Source organism: Pseudomonas sp. KBN10P06128 (assembly GCF_037574945.1).
Taxonomy (GTDB): domain Bacteria; phylum Pseudomonadota; class Gammaproteobacteria; order Pseudomonadales; family Pseudomonadaceae; genus Pseudomonas; species Pseudomonas aeruginosa.
Genome location: NZ_JBBELR010000001.1, coordinates 5666425 through 5683654, shown reverse-complemented (window position 1 = coordinate 5683654; position 17230 = coordinate 5666425). Strand labels below are relative to the sequence as shown.

At 65.9% G+C, this 17230-nt stretch carries 20 protein-coding genes and 1 pseudogene; 11 read left to right on the top strand and 10 right to left on the bottom strand.

The annotated features are described in order from the left end of the window. Nucleotides 1–10: 10 nt before the first annotated feature. From VQ065_RS26540 to upp, 5 genes are all read right to left on the bottom strand, one after another. A complete protein-coding gene (locus VQ065_RS26540) occupies nt 11–553 on the bottom strand; it encodes a Csu type fimbrial protein (RefSeq protein WP_023098841.1) in 543 nt (180 codons plus the stop codon). After that, entirely contained in the window at nt 553–1086 is a 534-nt protein-coding gene (locus VQ065_RS26535; RefSeq protein ID WP_003135089.1) for a Csu type fimbrial protein, read from the bottom strand. The genes VQ065_RS26540 and VQ065_RS26535 overlap by 1 nt, the downstream gene beginning before the upstream one ends. A 30-nt stretch (nt 1087–1116) precedes the next feature. Continuing rightward, entirely contained in the window at nt 1117–1665 is a 549-nt protein-coding gene (locus tag VQ065_RS26530; RefSeq protein ID WP_003094972.1) for a Csu type fimbrial protein, read from the bottom strand. A gap of 332 nt (nt 1666–1997) precedes the next feature. After that, entirely contained in the window at nt 1998–3281 is a 1284-nt protein-coding gene (locus tag VQ065_RS26525) for a uracil-xanthine permease family protein (protein WP_003094970.1), read from the bottom strand. Nucleotides 3282–3283: 2 nt separating this feature from the next. After that, nucleotides 3284–3922, bottom strand: coding sequence for a uracil phosphoribosyltransferase (gene upp / locus VQ065_RS26520; RefSeq protein ID WP_003094968.1), 639 nt, complete (start codon nt 3920–3922; stop codon nt 3284–3286). Nucleotides 3923–4089: 167 nt separating this feature from the next. Between upp and VQ065_RS26515 the strand changes: the two genes are divergently transcribed. The 5 genes from VQ065_RS26515 (at nt 4090) to VQ065_RS26495 (ending at nt 6710) form a co-directional block, all read left to right on the top strand. Beyond that, entirely contained in the window at nt 4090–4647 is a 558-nt protein-coding gene (locus VQ065_RS26515; protein WP_003094967.1) for a hypoxanthine-guanine phosphoribosyltransferase, read from the top strand. Nucleotide 4648: 1 nt separating this feature from the next. After that, the gene (locus VQ065_RS26510; RefSeq protein ID WP_003094965.1) at nt 4649–5122 is read left to right on the top strand and encodes a WbuC family cupin fold metalloprotein; all 474 of its coding nucleotides are present in this window, start codon (nt 4649–4651) and stop codon (nt 5120–5122) included. Nucleotides 5123–5184: 62 nt separating this feature from the next. Beyond that, on the top strand, nt 5185–5670 hold the full coding sequence (locus VQ065_RS26505) for a hypothetical protein (protein ID WP_003094962.1): 486 nt from the start codon (nt 5185–5187) through the stop codon (nt 5668–5670). Between the two features lie 82 nt (nt 5671–5752). After that, complete coding sequence (locus tag VQ065_RS26500; protein WP_003094960.1) at nt 5753–6043, top strand: PA4642 family protein; 291 nt, start codon at nt 5753–5755, stop codon at nt 6041–6043. A 253-nt stretch (nt 6044–6296) separates the two neighbouring features. Continuing rightward, a complete protein-coding gene (locus VQ065_RS26495; protein ID WP_003094957.1) occupies nt 6297–6710 on the top strand; it encodes a VOC family protein in 414 nt (137 codons plus the stop codon). 49 nt (nt 6711–6759) lie between these two features. Here VQ065_RS26495 and mqo read toward each other — a convergent pair whose 3' ends face one another. Next, the gene (gene mqo, locus VQ065_RS26490) at nt 6760–8283 is read right to left on the bottom strand and encodes a malate dehydrogenase (quinone) (RefSeq protein ID WP_003141615.1); all 1524 of its coding nucleotides are present in this window, start codon (nt 8281–8283) and stop codon (nt 6760–6762) included. Between the two features lie 841 nt (nt 8284–9124). On the opposite strand from mqo, the gene VQ065_RS26485 reads away from it, so the two are divergent. Beyond that, nucleotides 9125–9712 carry a YajG family lipoprotein gene (locus VQ065_RS26485; protein WP_003094953.1) on the top strand — a complete coding sequence of 196 codons (588 nt, stop codon included), beginning with the start codon at nt 9125–9127 and terminating at the stop codon, nt 9710–9712. 57 nt (nt 9713–9769) lie between these two features. Here VQ065_RS26485 and VQ065_RS26480 read toward each other — a convergent pair whose 3' ends face one another. Then, nucleotides 9770–9976, bottom strand: a complete 207-nt coding sequence (locus VQ065_RS26480; protein WP_003094951.1) for a hypothetical protein — start codon at nt 9974–9976, stop codon at nt 9770–9772. 283 nt (nt 9977–10259) lie between these two features. On the opposite strand from VQ065_RS26480, the gene VQ065_RS26475 reads away from it, so the two are divergent. Beyond that, a complete protein-coding gene (locus tag VQ065_RS26475; protein ID WP_003094948.1) occupies nt 10260–10538 on the top strand; it encodes a hypothetical protein in 279 nt (92 codons plus the stop codon). Nucleotides 10539–10637: 99 nt separating this feature from the next. On the opposite strand, the gene VQ065_RS26470 is transcribed toward VQ065_RS26475, so the two are convergent. Continuing rightward, a complete protein-coding gene (locus VQ065_RS26470; RefSeq protein ID WP_003094947.1) occupies nt 10638–11798 on the bottom strand; it encodes a 1-acyl-sn-glycerol-3-phosphate acyltransferase in 1161 nt (386 codons plus the stop codon). 96 nt (nt 11799–11894) lie between these two features. Between VQ065_RS26470 and VQ065_RS26465 the strand changes: the two genes are divergently transcribed. Beyond that, on the top strand, nt 11895–12077 hold the full coding sequence (locus VQ065_RS26465) for a CPXCG motif-containing cysteine-rich protein (RefSeq protein WP_003094945.1): 183 nt from the start codon (nt 11895–11897) through the stop codon (nt 12075–12077). Then, a complete protein-coding gene (locus tag VQ065_RS26460) occupies nt 12077–12340 on the top strand; it encodes a putative signal transducing protein (protein WP_003094943.1) in 264 nt (87 codons plus the stop codon). The genes VQ065_RS26465 and VQ065_RS26460 overlap by 1 nt, the downstream gene beginning before the upstream one ends. A 12-nt stretch (nt 12341–12352) precedes the next feature. On the opposite strand, the gene VQ065_RS26455 is transcribed toward VQ065_RS26460, so the two are convergent. Beyond that, a complete protein-coding gene (locus VQ065_RS26455; protein WP_003094941.1) occupies nt 12353–13057 on the bottom strand; it encodes an MgtC/SapB family protein in 705 nt (234 codons plus the stop codon). Between the two features lie 425 nt (nt 13058–13482). Here VQ065_RS26455 and VQ065_RS26450 point away from each other — a divergent pair, with 425 nt between their 5' ends. After that, nucleotides 13483–14097 carry an SOS response-associated peptidase gene (locus VQ065_RS26450; RefSeq protein ID WP_003094938.1) on the top strand — a complete coding sequence of 205 codons (615 nt, stop codon included), beginning with the start codon at nt 13483–13485 and terminating at the stop codon, nt 14095–14097. 2 nt (nt 14098–14099) lie between these two features. Here VQ065_RS26450 and VQ065_RS26445 read toward each other — a convergent pair whose 3' ends face one another. Continuing rightward, nucleotides 14100–16238 carry a methyl-accepting chemotaxis protein gene (locus VQ065_RS26445; RefSeq protein ID WP_003094935.1) on the bottom strand — a complete coding sequence of 713 codons (2139 nt, stop codon included), beginning with the start codon at nt 16236–16238 and terminating at the stop codon, nt 14100–14102. A 162-nt stretch (nt 16239–16400) separates the two neighbouring features. On the opposite strand from VQ065_RS26445, the pseudogene VQ065_RS26440 reads away from it, so the two are divergent. Continuing rightward, nucleotides 16401–17222 (top strand): annotated as a pseudogene (locus VQ065_RS26440) (M48 family metallopeptidase). Nucleotides 17223–17230: the final 8 nt, after the last annotated feature.

Genomic DNA, 17230 nt, shown 5'->3' with positions numbered 1-17230 from the left:
CCATGACGGCTCAGAACGAAAGGGTGACGGTGACGGTATCGCGGTAGTTGCCGGCGGACGGCAGGCTGCCGACCGCGAACAGGCGCGCGTATACCGTGTAGGTCTGGGTGCTGGCGGGAAAGTTGGCGATGGTCCGCGCGAGTGCCCCGTTGCCCCAGACCTGGGAGTAGGCGGCATCCTGGTAGAGCTGGTAGGCGAGGGTCTCGTTACCGCTCACCCGCTTCAGGTAGCGCTGGTTGCTGCTGCCGCCATTGATCCCGTAGTCGAGGGCGACGGAGACGGTCATTCCCGGAGTGCAGGTCAGGACGATGGAGCCGGCCCCGGAGCTGCTGGCGACGTTAACCGGACTGGCCAGGTTGCCGAGGGTGCCGAAGCTCAGGGTGCCGAGGTCATAGGCGTTGTCGCTGATGGCGGTGCCGAAGGCGCAGCCGTTGGCGACCACCGCCTGGACCTGGAAGGCGCGGCTGATCGGCGATGGATCGGCATGCGCGACCAGGCTCGGCAGCGGGAGCAGGAGAAGCGACAGGAGTAGATGCCGGCTGGACATCGGCATCACCAGCTGATGGTCACGTTGACGGTGTCGCGGTAGGTCCCGGCGACCGGCGTGGTCTGTGCCGGCACCAGGCCGTAGATGGGGTACCACTGGTCGTTGCCGTTGCCGGTGGCGGCAACGCCGGTGGTGTTGTCCCAGACGATGCCGCCGGGGCGGTCGCTGTACAGGTTGTAGGTCAGGGTGAGGGCGGTGTTGGCGATGTTCGCCATGCGCCGCGTGGCGACGCTGCCGTAGAGCCCGCCGTCGAGCGTGATCGCATAGGTCTGGCCGCTGACGCACTTGACCCGGATGGAGCCTGCGCCTTGCTGGCTGGTGGCGCTGATGGCGTTGTTCAGGGAGGCGTACTGGCCGAAGTCGAGGGTGCCGAAGGTGATCGCGCCGCCGCTGCCGACGCTACCTGCCTCGCAGGCCGGGAGCAGCGTGGCGCTCAGGACGATGGTGGCGGTCTGCGCGTTTGCCGGGTTGCAGCCGAGCAGGCAGAGCAGTCCTCCGGTGAAGTAGCGGTTCAGGCTCATCGGTCCCCCCAGGACCATGCTGCCCGGCGCCGCGCCTGGCGGCGCGTCTTACCAGGCGATGGTGACCAGCAGGGTGTCGGTGTAGGTCCCCGCCGTCGGCGTGGGCGTGCTTTGTCCGGTGGGCACCACGCGGCCATAGAGGGGGATGTTGACCGCGGTGCCGGTGGAGACCGAGGAGATGTCCACCGGTGTGTTGGCCTGGATCAGCGCGCTGCGCGCGGCGTCCGAATAGATGTTGTAGGCGATGGTGCTGCTGCTGGTGGTGGTGTTCTGCATGTAGCGCTGGCCGCCGCTGGCGTGCAGGCCTGCGTTCACCGTCAGGCTCGGGGTCAGGCCGGTGCTGCACTGGATCTGGATATTGCCGCTGGTGCCGACGGTCTGCGCGTCGACCACGTTGGTGAGGTCGGAATGGCTGCCGAAGTCCAGGGTTCCCCACTGGTTGATACCGCCGCTGACGCTGCCGTTGATGATGGTGCAGCCGGCACCGATGACCATCTGCACGCCGACCTGGCCGATTAGCGTACCGGCGGCCTGGGCGGTGCCCAGCAGGCTGGCGCAGGAACAGAACAACAAGACTGCCGGAGTGCGTTTATTCATCTCTAACTTCCTGTCGATAATGAATGTCGGTGGCGCAGAAGGACGTTGGCGGATAAATAAAGTTCCCACGACTTTAAATGATCGGCCTTATATATCCGCCAAACTCGAAGTTCATGGCTGACGACGCGCCGGGTGCGGCGCAGAGCGGCTAGCCAGTCATGTTTGACTGGCTATATAGCAGCGCGAGTAAATCTCTGCTAGTCAGATGGCGTGGTTATTTGGGAAATGCAAGGAAGTTTAATTACAAAGTAGTAAGCGATTGACTACATGATTTGAAAATAACGAGGCGGGTGGAATACGGACGGAACAGCGAAGTGTTCCGCCCGTTGGTTTCAGTGCGAATCCTTGTGCTGTTCGTCGAGCGCCTTGTTCTGCCAGCCGTCGTTGCCCGGCAGCAGCAGGTTGAGGACGATGGCGACGATGGCGCACAGGGCGATGCCCTTCAGGCCGATGTCGTCGGGACCGGTACCGCTGCCGATCAGCACGCCGCCGATGCCGAACACCAGGGTCACCGAGACGATCACCAGGTTGCGCGCTTCCGAGAGATCGACCTTGTGCCGGATCAGGGTGTTCATGCCGACCGAGGCGATGGTGCCGAACAGCAGGCAGAGGATGCCGCCCATCACCGGTACCGGGATGCTTTGCAGGATCGCGCCGAACTTGCCGACGAAGGCCAGGGTGATGGCGATCACCGCCGCCCAGGTCATGATCTTCGGGTTGTAGTTCTTGGTCAGCATCACTGCGCCGGTGACTTCCGCGTAGGTGGTGTTGGGCGGTCCGCCGAACAGGCCGGCGGCCGAGGTGGCCAGGCCGTCGCCAAGGAGGGTGCGGTGCAGGCCGGGCTTCTTCAGGTAGTCCTGGCCGGTGACGCCGCCCACCGCGATGACCCCGCCGATATGCTCGATGGCCGGGGCCAGGGCCACCGGGACGATGAACAGGATCGCCTGCCAGTTGAATTCCGGCGCGGTGAATTTCGGCAGTTCCAGCCAGGGTGCGGCGACGATTGCGGCGGTGTCGACCACGCCGAAGACGAACGACAGGGCGAAGCCGACCAGCACGCCGGCGATGATCGGCACCAGGCGGAAGATACCCTTGCCGAATACCGCCACCACCAGGGTGGTGAGCAGCGCCGGCATCGAGATCATCATCGCGGTGCGGTACGGCAGCAGCTCGCTGCCGTCGCCGGCCTTGCCCATCGCCATGTTCGCCGCGATCGGCGCCATCGCCAGGCCGATCGAGATGATCACCGGGCCGATCACCACCGGCGGCAGCAGTTTATCGATGAAGCCGGTGCCCTTGATCTTCACCGCCAGGCCCATGAAGGTGTAGACGAAGCCGGCGGCGACCACCCCGCCCATGGTCGCGGCCAGGCCGAACTGGCCCTTGGCGAGGATGATCGGGGTGATGAAGGCGAAGCTGGAGGCGAGGAACACCGGTACCTGGCGCCCGGTCACCAATTGGAACAGCAGGGTCCCGAGGCCGGCGGTGAACAGCGCGACGTTGGGATCCAGACCGGTGATCAGCGGCATCAGCACCAGCGCGCCGAAGGCGACGAACAGCATCTGCGCGCCTGACAGCACCTGGCGCCAGAGCGGCTCCTGGAAGGCATCGCCCATGTTCAGGCTTCCTTCTGCTTGGTACCGAAGATCTTGTCGCCGGCGTCGCCCAGGCCCGGAATGATGTAGCCGTTCTCGTCGAGCTTCTCGTCGATCGAGGCGGTATAGATGATTACGTCCGGGTGGGCCTTGCGTACCGCCTCGATGCCCTCGGGGGCGGCGACCAGCACCATGGCGCGGATTTCCTTGCTGCCGGCCTTCTTCAGCAGGTCGATGGTGGCGACCATCGAGCCACCGGTGGCGAGCATCGGGTCGATGATCAGCGAGCGGCGCTCGGCGATGTCCGGCGCCAGTTTTTCCAGGTAGGTGCGTGCTTCCAGGGTCTCTTCGTTGCGGGCGACGCCGACCGCGCTGACCTTGGCGCCGGGAATCAGGCTGAGCACGCCGTCGAGCATGCCGATGCCGGCGCGCAGGATCGGCACCACGGTGATCTTCTTCCCGGAGATCTTCTCCACCGTCACCGGGCCGGCCCATCCGGGGATTTCGTACTGTTCCAGGGGCAGGTCCTTGGTCGCCTCGTAGGTCAGCAGGGCGCCGACTTCCTGGGCCAGTTCGCGGAAGTTCTTGGTGCTGATATCGGCACGGCGCATCAGGCCCAGTTTGTGGCGGATGAGGGGGTGGCGGATCTCATGTACGGGCATGGGCGACTGTCTCCAACGGGGGCGGGCAAAAAAATTGCGCTAGCGTAATGCATTCCGCACAGTCTGGACCATTATTCTGATTCGCACTCGACCGCCGGGGGTTGCCCGATGGCGACCGGATGAGTACCTTTGCCGACTTTTTCTCAGCCCAGCCAGGGAGAAGCACCATGTCCGTCGATCTCGCGCACATCCGCCAAGTCATGGCGGAAGCCGACTGCCTGTTCAACAACGACGAGGTCGAGGCAGCCATCGGTCGCGTCGCCGAGGCGATCAACCGCGATCTCGGCGAGACCAACCCGGTGGTCTTCTGCGTGATGAACGGCGGCCTGATCTTCTCCGGCAAGCTGCTCCCGCTGCTCGACTTCCCCCTCGAACTGTCCTACCTGCATGCGACCCGTTACCGCAACGAGACCTCCGGCGGCGAACTGTTCTGGAAGGCCAAGCCGGAAATCTCCTTCATCGACCGTGATGTGCTGATCATCGACGACATCCTCGACGAAGGGCACACCCTCTCGGCGATCATCGACTTCTGCAAGCATGCCGGCGCACGCGCGGTGCACACCGCCGTACTGGTGGACAAGGAACACGAGCGCAAGGCCCGGCCCGACCTCAAGGCCAGCTTCACTGGCCTCTACTGTGCCGACCGCTACGTGTTCGGCTACGGCATGGACTACAAGGGCTACTGGCGCAACGCCGCGGGCATCTTCGCGGTCAAGGGGCTCTGAGATGGCCGGACCGCGCTACCTCGACCAGCAATTGTTCGCTGAACTGGCGAGCGGGGCGGGTAACGCGCCGCGTGGTCGCCAGCATCACAACTTCCACCGCATGGAGGAGCCCTGCCACCGCATGGCAGTGGGCCTCCAGCCGAATACCTACATCCCGCCGCACCGGCACCTGGATGCGGGCAAGGCCGAGGCGCTGATCGTGCTCAAGGGCCGTCTCGGCCTGCTGGTCTTCGCCGAGGACGGGGAACTCCTCGACAAGCGCGAGTTGAGCGCCGCTGGGGACTGCCCCGGTGTCGACCTGCCGCCCGGGGTGTTCCATGCCCTGGTGGTGCTGGAGCCGGACAGCATCCTGTTCGAATGCAAGGCCGGGCCTTACCGCCCGCTCGGCGAAGGCGAGTTCGCCAGTTGGGCGCCTGCCGAAGGCAGCGCCGATGCGCCGGCCTACCGGGACTGGATGCGCGCCCAGTTCGCCTGAGCGCTTCGGCGGCGGGTCGGCAGCCATGCTAGAGTGCCGGCTCGCCCTGTCCGGAGGTCCCGATGTTCGCCCGTAGCCTGTGCGGCTCCCTGCTCCTGTTCGTCAGTCTGGCCGGCCTGGCCGCCGAGAATCCCCCGATGCACGCGCGCTTCCTGCCGCCCGACGACGGCCAGTTGCGCCAGGAGGCGCCGGAGCAGCAGCAACTGATCCAGATCACCGAGTACAGCGTGGTGCTGGGCAACCAGCGGCAGTCCAACCAGCAGCCGATCCCGATCACCACGCCGACCCTGCTGCGCCTGAAGGGCAAGCCGCTGAGCAAGGGCGCGACCCTGGCCCAGGTGCTGATCCAGTTCGACAGCGAAGGCAAGAGCCTGAAGAAGCCGGTCTACGATGCCGGGACCCGCACCCTCACGCTCAACTACCCGCTGGCGCAGTACCCGGCGTTGCTCGACCTGCTGCGCAACCAGACGGTCTATTGCCAGTTCCTCGCCTATCCCAACGGCCATGTCTGGGCCGACCTGCACACCGGCGCGGTACGCGCGCGTTGAGCCTCGCCGCGCGCCGGGAGTAAACTGCCTGGCCTTATCCCGCGCCGGGCGAGCCCGGCCCCAGAGCCGTTGAGAGAAAGCGATGCGCAAAGACAAGAAACAGATCATTGGCGAAGAGATCAGTGACGAGTCGATCAAGCTGTTCCTCGGCGTCGAGCCGGCCGACGACACGCCCCCCTCGCTGCACAAGCTGATCAAGGCCTATCGCGGCCTGCGCATCGACGACTTCGAGCGCTTCCTCACCTTCTTCCGCGAGGCCGGCTACGATCTCGATGCGCGCGACGCCAAGGGCAACGACTTCGTCGCCCTGGTCGCCGACCAGCGCCAGGCCGCGCCCTACATCGAAGCGCTGCAGGCGGCCAAGGGCGCCTGAGCCGGCCATGCAGCGAAAAGCCCGCCCTTCGGCGGGTTTTTTCGTTGCGCGGTCCGCCGAGTCACGCCCGTCGGAGAACGCCAGCATCCGAATGGCGGCTGGCGGTGGCAAGGGACGATAGGCATACGGGCCTTCTCGCATTGCGGAGCGCCAGGGAGACAGGGGGGGGCGAATGGCCAGGACTGCTTTATTCGCTCTGCGAGAGGCTGCTGCTTTTCTACACTCACAGGAAAAACAGCCTGCCGAGGTTCCCATGTACGTCCAGCCCTACGTCTGCTTCAACGGCCGTTGCGAAGAGGCCCTGCGTTTCTATGAACACGCCATCGGTGCCAGGGTGAGTTTCCTGTTCCGTTTCGACGAGGCGCCCGGTCCGGTGGTGGTGCCGGAAGGCTGGTGCGACAAGGTGATGCACGCCAACCTGCAGATCGGCGACAGCCAGATCATGGCCTCGGACGGGCACGGGCCGGCGTTGCAGCCGATCTCCGGGATTTCCCTTTCGCTGAATACCCGCGACCCGCAGCAGGCGCGGCGCTGCTATGACGCCTTGCTGGAGGACGGCGGGCGGGTCGAGCTGGAGTTGGGCAAGACCTTCTGGTCGCCCTGTTTCGGTACCCTGGTGGACCGTTTCGGGGTGTCCTGGATGATCAACTGCGAGGCCGGCGCCTGACTCCACAAATGAAAAAGCCGCCCGAAGGCGGCTTGTTCCGTCGCGCGGCTCACTCGGCGTTGACCGGGGCCTGCACGTCGTTCTTCGCGGTCAGTTCCAGCACCTCGCTGCAACGGCTGCTGACGCTGCGGTACAGCTCGGCGTCGCTTTCCAGCTCTTTCTCGCGAGCCGGGAAGATTTCCTTCAGCTTGGCGCTCCACTCCGGCGAGCGGGCCTGCTCCGGGAAGCAGCGCTCGATCAGGCCGAGCATGATCGAGACGGTCACCGAGGCGCCCGGCGAGGCGCCCAGCAGGGCGGCGATGGAGCCGTCGTGGGCGGCCACCAGCTCGGTGCCGAACTGCAGGATGCCGCCTTTCTTCGGATCCTTCTTGATGATCTGCACGCGCTGGCCGGCGACTTCCAGGCGCCAGTCCTCGGCCCTGGCTTCGGGGTAGAACTTGCGCAGGGCTTCCAGGCGCTGTTCCGGCGATTGCATGACCTGGCCGATCAGGTAGCGGGTCAGGTCCATGTTGTCGCGGGCCACCGAGAGCATCGGCAGGATGTTGCCCGGGCGTACCGACAGCGGCAGGTCGAGGAACGAGCCATGGCGCAGGAACTTGGTGGAGAAACCGGCATAGGGGCCGAACAGCAGGGATTTCTTGCCGTCCACCACGCGGGTGTCCAGGTGCGGCACGGACATCGGCGGCGAGCCGACCTCGGCCTGGCTGTAGACCTTGGCCTGGTGCTGCTTGACGATTTCCGGGTTGTCGCAGCGCAGCCACTGGCCGCTCACCGGGAAACCACCGAAGCCCTTGCCTTCCGGGATGCCGGAAAGTTGCAGGAGCGGCAGGGCGCCGCCGCCGGCGCCGAGGAAGACGAAGCGTGCCTGGATCTCGCGGTCGCCGCCGTTGCGGGTGTCCTTGACGGTGACCCGCCAGCCGTTATCGGCGCGGCGCAGGTGGGTGACCTTCTGGTTGTAGCGGATCTGCGCGCCCGGCTGTTGCGCCAGGTGTTGCAGGAGCTGGTTGGTCAGGGCGCCGAAGTTGACGTCGGTACCGCCCTCGACGCGGGTCGCGGCGATCGCTTCGTCGGCCGGACGACCCGGCATCATCAGCGGCATCCACTCGGCGAGGGTGGCCTTGTCCTCGGAGTAGACCATGGTCTCGAAAGCGTGGTGCCTGGTCAGCGATTCGAAGCGCTTCTTCAGGTAGGCGATGCCTTCACTACCGCGCACGAAGCTCAGGTGCGGTACCGGGTTGATGAAGGTCTTCGGCGAGCCGAAGGTGCCCTTGGCGACCAGGTGCGACCAGAACTGCTTCGACACCTCGAACATGGTGTTGATGCCCACGGCTTTCTTGATGTCGATGCTGCCGTCGGCCGACTGCGGGGTGTAGTTCAGCTCGCACAGGCCGGCGTGGCCGGTGCCCGCGTTGTTCCACGGGTTGGAGCTTTCGATCGCGCCGGACTCCTGGAGTTCGACGACTTCCATCTTCAGGTTGGGGTCGAGTTCCTTGAGCAGGACCGCCAGGGTCGCGCTCATGATGCCGGCGCCTACCAGCAGCATGTCGACTGTTTCGTGATCGTTTTGCGCCATTAACGCTTCTCCAAAATCTTCAGCACCAAATTGACGACAGACGGGGCAGGGCCGAGGCCGGTACGGGCCGGCAGGCAGCGGCGGAGGGAGCCGTCATGTCCGATTCTTCGCAACAACGGCGGGACGCCGGGCGTCATCGCCTATGGATGCCGGGCGCGGGGCTGGCGATCTGGCAGCCTGGCTGGCCCATGCGGGCATCCGGTCGTGCAAGCACATTCGCGACGGAACGGGCCGTCAGGCTCTGGTCATGAGGTATCCGCTGCGGTCGCGTCTGCGGGGGGCTGTTTCAAGCGCTAATGGCGCACTTACCGACGCAAAACTCTTCATTGCTCGCCACACTCTCGTGAAGTAGTGAAATACCTTCGATCCACGCTCTTTTGGAGACATGGGCCGGAAGGGCTCGTCTGTCGCGGGCATGCCTTCGCAGAATCGTGCGGGGTCATGCGGCATTCCTTGCCGAAAAACTCGCTACAGGCGTTTCAGGGCGTCTGCCTCATGGGGCAGCGCTCTACTGGCGGCTCTCTGTGGGGGGATGGCGCGGGGGCCGGAACCCGATCAGGAGGCGTCCTTATAATCGGGGGGCGATTATAACGGTGAAAATCAAAAAATACCCCGCTCCTTAGACTTTTTTCCCATTCCCGGTCACGAAGTGCCCGCCGGCGAAAGCCCCCTGGGACAATCCGCCGCGCCGTATCTGCCAAACGCCGGGCATGCGTGCCCTGCGCCACCTGCCACAGGCGAGGAACCGCGCCCCGTGGCGAACGTCCAAGGCAATGCTGCGGTGCCTTCGCGGCGCCGTTATACTGCCGGCCATTCGTGCCCAACCCATGGAGAGATGAGCATGCTGCATCGCCTGTTGCTCAGCCTGATGACCGCAAGCGCCCTGGTTCTCGGCGGCTGCGCCCTGAGCCCGCAACAACTGGACCCGCAACCGGTCCTTAAAGGACCGTTGACCGCCGTCGGCCATGGCCAGCCGGTGGTGGTCAAGGTGGTCGATGGCCGTCCCGGCCCGTCCCTGGGCACCCGCGGCGGCCTCTACGCCGATACCAGCACCCTGACCGTCCGCAGCGAGGACGTGGTGCCCAAGCTCCAGGCCCAGGCCGAGACGGCCGTGCGCCTGCTCGGCTACACGCCTTCGGCCAACGCCTACAACGCGCCGCAACTGACCCTGACCCTGGCCGAGCTGAAGTACCAGTCGCCGAAGGACGGCGTCTACGTCACCCAGGCTGATATCACCGCGACCTTCCGCGCCGACGTGCAGAACAGCAGCCGGCGTTACACCGGTCGCTACGGCGCCTCGCTGAACCAGCGCTTCGGTATGGCGCCGAACCAGGCGACCAACAGCAAGCTGGTCAGCGAGGTGCTCAGCGACGCCCTGACCCGCGTGTTCAAGGACCCGACCATCGCTCAGACTCTCGGCCAGCAATGAGCCGGCGGTAACGAGAAAGCCCGGCGGATGCCGGGCTTTTTCATGCGCTCGGGAAACTCAGGCGGCCTGGTGGAACGGGTCCGGCTCGCCGATGCTGATGCGTTCGTCGGTCTCAGGCAGGTCGAGGTGTTCATGGCCGCAGGCGGTGCAGTACACCAGCCAGCGGTCGTCCTGGACATTGAAGGAAAGATCGACGATCACGGCCTCGATCTCGTCCAGGTGGTCGATCAGATAGTTATGTTCGTGGGGTGCGGTTTCCAGCATGACGACTCTCCTGTGTTGTCGTTTGCCTGGGTGGGGTTCTGTGACCGGCAAAGCACTTTCAGACTAGCTGGTCACGCTGGCGAGGCCGCGCCTTTTTTAGACGGATTGCTGCTAACCGCTGCGCTTCGTCGCGACAACCCGGGTGCCGCTGGCCGTCGCTCATGCATTCTGGATAGAATTCGACCAGTCCTTCCCCGCCGTCCCCGACGGTCCGTCCTGTCATCAGCTCACCCAAGGCGTTATTCGGTAGCCCCGGCGTGTGGTCCTGTTGCGGAGGTTATCGATGTCCTTGCAAGCCTTGTGGGCGCTGTTCCTCGCCCATCCCGCGCAGGCCGTGAACGGCCTTGCGCTGTTCTTCGGTGTCGCCGGCGCCTGGCTGCTGCTGGCCACCCGCGCACGCGAGCGTCGCGCCCTGGCGCGCTGGGCCGCGGAGGGCGAGGCGGGGGAGGAGGCATTGCCGATGGACGAGGCGACCCTGCGGATCAACCTGTTCTTCTACCGATTCGGCGCCGCCTGCCTGGGCCTGGCGCTGCTGGTCAGCTGGGCCAGCACGCGGTTCTGAGAGGGCCTGCCTCGGCGAGCCGAACCGCACGCGGATAACCGTCTGCGGGTTCGAAGCCGTTGCCCGATGGAGAAGCCCGGCGGCGCCGGGCTTTCGTCTTCAGGATTGCTGCCTGATCCGGTATTGGTTGAGTACCGGGTTGGCGTATTGCAGCACCAGCCAGGGGCGCTGCTCGGCCGGGCATTGCTCCAGGCGGCGGTTCCATTCCTTGCGCGCCTTCTCCAGTTCTTCGCTGCCGAACAGGCTCTCGGCCGTGGGGACGGCGAGGTCCGGGTCGCGGTTCTCGCTCATCTCGTAGGCCAGGTAGTGCACCGGGAACAGACGGTAGTTGCCGAGGATCTGCCGGTCCAGTTCGGCGGCCAACTGCTTGGCGTCGCTGAACTCGCCCTCCAGTTCGGCGCCGAAGTTGATGTGCACGCGGCCCTTGTAGCCGGTGATGCCCAGGGCGATGCTGGCATCGTCCTCGCCCGGCGCCTTGCGGTATTCGCCGGTGCTGGCGCGGGTGTGCAACTCGCGGGCCTTGGCCAGGTCGCAGGGGTCGTATTCGTAGCTGATCGACACCGGGATGAAATGCAGGGCGCGCACCATTTCGGCGAAGGGTTCGTCCTTGCGGCTCATGTGGAACATCTTGAGGATCGCCGAGTCGGTACGGTCGTCGCCGTCCTTGGCCCGCCCTTCGGCCTGGGCGATCCACACCGACTGGCGGTCCTCGCGGATCGAGTGGTTGATGTAGGCGGAGAGCGTCTGGTAGGCGGCGAGCTTCTCGCGCCGGCCGCTCAGCGAACGGTGCACGATGAAGCTTTTGTTCAGGCGCATCAGGTCGCTGACGAAGGATTTCTGCAGCAGGTTGTCGCCGATGGCGATGCGCGGGGTAGGCAGGCCGGCGTGGTACACGGCGTAGTTGACGAAGGCCGGGTCCATCACGATATCGCGGTGGTTGGCGATGAACAGGTAGGCGCAGCCTGGCTTGAGGCGATTGACCCCGGAGTAGGTGACGCCATCGGTGGCCTTCTCGATGGTGTGGTCGACGTAGGGCTCGAACTTGTCCTGCAGCGTGGCGACGCTGCGGATGCCGGTGACCTCGCGGGCCAGGCGATGGGCTATAAGAGGTTTGAGCAGCCAACCGAGGGGACCGGCCAGGCGCGGGAAGCGGTAGCGGACCAGGGCGCCGAGGAAGGCGTCGTCGCTCAGGAGGCGTTGCAATACCGCGGGGACTTCGGCGTCACTGTAGGGTCGGATGGCTTCGAACTCGCCCATCATGCTTTCTGGTTCCATATGGATGCTGCGAAGGCCGCCCAGGGGGTGGCCGAAAATTGAACCGCGCGATTATAAACGGAACTCATAGGGGGTGCAGCGATGCTCGAAAGCCAGGCCTATAGCTGCCCTTACTGCGGGGAACCGGCCGAGGCGCTGCTCGACCTGAGCGCCGGCGACCAGCAGTACTACGAGGACTGCCCGGTGTGCTGCCGGCCGATCCTGTTCGACCTGCGCACCGATGGGCAGGACTGGTCACTGAACGTCCGCCGGGAGGATGACTGATGCAGCGCGTATATGAGCCGGCCGACCTGCTGGAAGCCGAGATGCTGGTGGGAATGCTCGCCAGCGAAGGGATCGCCGCCCATGTCAGCGGCCGCCACCTGGTCGGCGCCATCGGCGAACTGCCGCCTGGCGGACTGCTGGCGTTGTTGGTGGCGGACGAGCAGACGGAGCGGGCGCGGGAACTGATCCTCGCCTACAACGCCGCCGCCCCGCTGGCCGAGGAGCCGCCGGAGCCCTGCGGCCCCGGCAGCCTGTTGTGTTGAGGCGGCCGCCGCTCAGTCGGCCGCCAGTTCGAAGACCTGCCAGCGCACCGAGCTGACGCCCTTCTCCAGGCTGACCCGGCTGACCAGGCGTTCCAGCTGCGCCGGAGCCTCGGGAGTGCCGAGCAGTTCGGCGCGGACTTCCAGCTTGGCCGGGTTGTCCAGATCCTCGCTGTGCAGCGATTGCAGGCGCAGGTCGCTGCTGCCGAGGCTGTGCAGCATCAGGCTGCGAACCTGGATCTCGTCCTCGGCGCGGCAGACGATCTGCACTTCGTAGCGTTGCTCGGCCTCGCTGGCCGGCAACACGTCCTGGCGGTTCAGGCGTTGGGCGATGTCGCGCAACAGGATGTTGGCGCAGAGCACCACCAGGCTGCCGAGCGTGGCCTCCAGCAGCAGGCCCATGCTGCACAGGACGCCGATGGCGGCGGTGCACCAGAGGGTGGCTGCGGTGTTCAGGCCGCGCACGTTGAGGCCGTCGCGCATGATCACGCCGCCGCCGAGGAAGCCGATCCCGGAGACCACGTAGGCGGCGATCCGTGAAGCGTCGCCGGCCAGGCCGGGCACGCCCTGGGTCATCAGCACGAACAGGCAGGCGCCAGTGCTGACCAGCGCGTTGGTGCGCAGGCCGGTGAGGCGTTGGCGCAGCTGGCGTTCGGCGCCGATCAGGGCGCCCAGGACCAGCGCGACCGCGACGCGCAGGAGAAATACTTTCCAATCCATGTTTCACCTCGTTGCCGGCCGACGGCCGGAGCTGGCGCGGGCCGTCGGTCCGCGCGGATAAAGGACGATGGATTGCGCAGGACCGCGGCTTCCCGCTGCGCGGTTGGCGCGAGGGAAGGGACACGAAGGGAAAATGGGGATGCGTCATCCCGGACGGGATGCGGATCGCCACTGTCCGCCATGTTCGGCGAGGCAGTGGCAGAGGGTTCTGCTGGACTAGCTCGCCGGATGGACCTGTCGCAATCGACTAGGGCTGTTGTCCAATGCAGGACTCCTGTGTGGGTTACAGAATGCGGGCGGCACCATAAGCCTGGAGGATAGGCGCGTCAAGTTAAGATTGGGTTTCATTCAGCTTGCGTTCGGCAAGGCCAGTGTGGCGCTTCGGGTTACACTGTGCGGCTTTCCCTCACCAGGCAGTGCCAAGCATGAGTGGTCGTTACGCCCTGTTCCGCTGGAATCCGTCGCTGGCGGCCCTGCCGGGCTTTCCGGCGGATTGGCGGGCGCACTGGAACATTTCTCCGGCGAACCAGGTGCTGATGGTTCGCGAGGACGCCGGTGCGCGCCGCGCCGACCTGGCGCGCTGGGGGCTGACCCCGGCCTGGCTCACCGACCTGTCGCGTACGCCCAGCCACGCGCGGGCGGAAACCCTCGCCGAGCAACCGATGTTCCGCGAGGCGTTCCAGCAGCGCCGCTGCCTGCTGCCGGCCAACGGCTTCTATGAATGGCGCGGGGTGCGCAAGCGTCCGTACTGGGTCTCCACCGGCGAGCGCCTGTTGTTCTTCGCCGGCATCTGGGAGGCCTATCCGGTGCATGGACAGACCTGGCTCAGCGTGGCCCAGGTATCCCAGGCGGCCGCCGAGTTCCGCCGGCCGCTGCTGCTCGACGAGGCCGAGCAGGATACCTGGCTGGCTCCGGACACGCCGCTGCCGGCGCTGATAAGCCTGCTCGCCAAGCCCCAGCCGAACCTGCGCAGCGTGGCCCTGGCCGGCTTCGTCAACAAGCCTGAAACCGACGGGCCGGAGTGCCTGACCCCGGCCTGACGCTAGACCCTGAACTGATTCACCAGGCGCCGCTGCTGCTCGGCCAGGCGGGTCAGCTCGGCGCTGGCCTGCGAGGCCTCGTCGGCGCCGCCGGCCACCTGGTTGGCGACCTGGCCGATGTTGGCGACGTTGCGGTTGATGTCCTCGGCCACCGCGCTCTGCTCCTCGGCGGCGCTGGCGATCTGGGTGTTCATGTCGTTGATCACCGATACCGCCTGGGTGATCGACTCCAGCGCTTCGGCCGCCTGGCGCGCATGGCGCACGCTGTCGTCGGTGCGCTCCTGGCTGTCCTGCATGACCTTCACCACGTCGCGGGTGCCCTGCTGCAACTGCTGGATCATGCTCTGGATTTCTTCGGTGGCCTGCTGGGTCTTCTGCGCCAGGTTGCGTACCTCGTCGGCCACCACCGCGAAACCGCGACCCTGCTCGCCGGCGCGGGCGGCCTCGATGGCGGCGTTGAGGGCGAGCAGGTTGGTCTGCTCGGCGATACCGCGGATCGCCACCAGGATCGCGTTGATGTTTTCGCTGTCCTTGGCCAGGTTCTGCACCACGCCGACCGCGCGGCCGATCTCGCTGGCCAGGGCCTGGATCGCCGCCGAGCTGCTTTCGACGATCTGCTTGCCCTGGTGCGCGGCCTGGTCCGCGTGGTTGGCTGCCTCGGCGGCGTGGGTGGCGTTGCGCGCCACGTCCTGGGCGGTGGCGGTCATCTCGTGGACCGCGGTGGCCACCAGTTCGATCTCCGCCAGTTGCTGCTGCACGCCCTGGTTGGTACGGATGGCGATGTCGGCGGTGTGCTCCGAGGAGTCGCTGACCTTCTGCACCGATTGCACCACCTGGCCGATCATGTTCTGCAGCTTGCCGAGGAAGGTGTTGAAGCCCTTGGCGATGGAGCCCAGCTCGTCGGCGCGCTCGCTGCTCAGGCGGCGGGTGAGGTCGCCTTCGCCCTGGGCGATGTCGTCGAGCATGCCGACCAGTTGGCGCAGCGGCCGGGCGATGCCGTAGCCGACCAGCCAGACCACCAGCAGGCCGAGGGCCGCTACCACCAGACCGGCCAGGCTCATGCCGAGGATATCCTGCTGGCGCTGGTCGCTCAGCTCGCCCTGGAGTTGCTGCAGTTCGCCGAATACCGCCGCCTGGGGAATCTGCAGCATGAGGGTCCAGCGCACGCCGCTGTCGGCGATGGTGAAAGGCAGGAACAGCTCGATGTGACCGTGCTCGGCGTCGATGTCGTAGAGCGGCTGGTCGATCGTGAGGTTCTTCAGGTTGTCCACTTCGTTGCCGTCGAGGACGCTGCCGGCGGGCTCGCCGAGCTTGCTGTCGTCGCGGGTGTAGGCCACCAGGCGGCCGTTGCTGGCGATCAGCGCCATTTCCCCGGCGCCATCGTAGAGCTGCTGGTCGGCGCGCTTGAGCAGGTCCTGGATGAAGGCCAGCGAGAGGTCGGCGCCGACTGCGCCGCGGAACTGGTCGCCAACCATGATCGGCACGTTGAAGGACGACATCATCACGGTCTTGCCGCCCATTTCGTAGGGAGCCGGGTCGATGATGCAGGGACGCTTGTTCTCTTTCGGACAGGCGTAGAACTCGTTCTCGCGCACCCCGGTGGGCAGCAGCTTTTCGCTATCGATACTGTCGGTCATGGCCTCGACGATCGGCTTGCCGTCGGCGCCGCGATACCACCAGGGCAGGTAGCGACCATCCGGGCCGTAGCCCTTGCCGGGTTGCCCGGCGAAGGCGGCGTCGGTATCGAAGGCATTGGCTTCCCAGGCCATGAAGGTGTCGAGCAGCTTGGGGTTGTTCTGCACGGTGCTACGCAGCAGCGCGGAGATTTCGTCGCGGCTGGCGTTCAGCTGCGGCATGCCGTCGGCGCCCGGCTCGCCGAGCAGGCGGGTGCTGTTGGCCAGGCCGTGGACCACCGTCAGCGGATACTCCAGCTCGCGCTGGATCTGGCTGACCTGGGCGCGGGCCAGGGCCACCAGGCGCTCGTTGATGACCTTCTCCAGCAGGCCCTGGGTGCGTTGCTGCACCAGTTCCTGGGTTCGCGCGCCGGCGAACAGGGCATACAGCACCAACACCACGACGACGCTTAGAACGCTGGCGCCGGCGAGGGCGGCGACAGAAAACTGGATCGACTTGAGCTTCATGATGGGACTTCCGACCCTTGTTGGAATTGTCTCTGGCGAGGTTATCGGCAAGAGGGCGGCAAATCCTTAATCGGCCGATGGAGATTTCCTCGCCAACGGCTGTTGCCGGCGCTCGAGGCGCGGCCTACCATGCGCTCGGCCTTCAGAGGAGAACAAAGGACCATGGCTCATCCCTTCCGATTCGCCACCCTCGCCGGCGCGCTGCTGCTCGCCGGTTGCCAGGCAGTGAACACCACCAGCGGCGGCGCCGTCGGCGTCGACCGCAAGCAATACATGTTCAGCATGTTGTCCAGCCAGGAAGTCGACCAGATGTACGCCCAGTCGTACCAGAAGACTCTCGGCGAGGCGAAAAGCGCCGGCGTGCTCGATACCAGCAGTGCCGACGCGCGGCGAGTCAAGGCGATCGCCCAGCGGCTGATCCCGCAGACCGCCGCCTTCCGCCCGGACGCCACCAGCTGGAACTGGGAAGTCAACGTGGTGAAGAGCGACGAACTCAACGCCAACTGCGGTCCCGGCGGCAAGATCATTTTCTACACCGGGCTGATCGACAAGCTGAAGCTCACCGACGACGAGATCGCCGCGGTGATGGGCCACGAGATCGCTCACGCCCTGCGCGAGCATGGGCGCGAGGCCATGTCCAAGGCCTACGGCGTGCAGGTGGCCAGCCAGATCGGCGCCCTGGCCGGCCTCGGCCAGGAAAGCCTGCAACTGGCCAATACCGGCGTCGACTACCTGATGACCCTGCCCAACAGTCGTGCCAACGAGAACGAAGCCGACCTGATCGGTCTCGAGCTGGCCGCCCGCGCCGGCTACAACCCGGAAGCGGCGATCACCCTCTGGCAGAAGATGGGCAAGGCCAGCGGCGGTGCCAGCCAGCCCGAGTTCACCAGCACCCACCCCTCCGACAGTTAGCGGATGGCCAATCTCCAGGCCGCGATTCCCAAGGTGATGCCGCTGTACCAGCAGGCCAGGCGCGGCAAGTGAGGCCAGGG